The sequence below is a fragment of the Lamprobacter sp. genome (assembly GCF_034860625.1).
Lineage (GTDB): Bacteria > Pseudomonadota > Gammaproteobacteria > Chromatiales > Chromatiaceae > Lamprobacter.
The window spans coordinates 1-809 of the sequence record NZ_JAYESN010000676.1 but is presented as its reverse complement, the minus strand read 5'-3'; the positions used below and the strand labels follow the sequence as shown (position 1 = coordinate 809).

General features: G+C 60.6%; 2 protein-coding genes. Both read left to right on the top strand.

Annotated features, from left to right (window positions below; genetic code table 11):
- The coding region (locus tag VBE63_RS30710) for a hypothetical protein (protein ID WP_323686735.1) at positions 1 to 357 on the top strand (357 nt) is incomplete at its 5' end.
- Between the two features lie 41 nt (positions 358 to 398).
- The coding region (locus VBE63_RS30705; RefSeq protein WP_323686734.1) for a DUF29 domain-containing protein at positions 399 to 809 on the top strand (411 nt) is incomplete at its 3' end.

Here is an 809-nt window from a genome sequence, read left to right as displayed (position 1 = left end):
GTGGCAGACAATGGCTTGCAGGCTCTGATTCAGACGCCGACGCCAAATCAAACGCCGGCCCAACCGGCACCCGAGCGGGCCGCTGACGAAGGCACCTTCGACCTGATCCGACTCGGCGCCACCACCAAGCTCGACCCGCGCTGGCTGCAACAGGCCGACCCGCTGCTCATGCTGCCCAGCGACAGCGCCGCCCTGGCCGACCTGCAAGCCGCCGGCCTTGTCGTCTACCGACTGATCCCCGCGCTGAATGCCTTAGTCGCGTTAGCAACAGACGAAGAACCGGCTATCCTCTTTGTCTGTGGCGACACCCGCGCCGCCTGGCTGGGCGAACAGGGCCGGCTGATCCGGTCCACCTAATGCAACGCCCGCGTGAACATCAACGTCTTCCTGCCCCGACCATGCACAGTCTATTGCGAGAAACCGACGACACAGCACCGGCCTATGACGCCGATTATTTTCTCTGGCTGCAAGAGACCCGTGGCAAGCTGGCGCGCCGTGACTTTGCGGGCGTTGATCTCATTCACTTGCTCGAGGAGATCGACGACTTGAGCCGTCGCGAAAAACGCAAGCTTAAACATCTGTTGCGGCAACTGCTCGTCCATCTCCTCAAGCTGAGCTACTGGTCTGACGAAGAACCCCGGAGTGGCAACCACTGGCGAGCCGAGGTCGCCAGCTTTCGCAAACAGATCCGCGATGAGCTAGAAGACAGCCCGAGTTTGAAGTCCTACATCAACGACATTTATGAAACCTGTTACACAGACGCACGCGACATCGCCGCAGCGCGATCGCAACTGCCGCTGAATACCTTT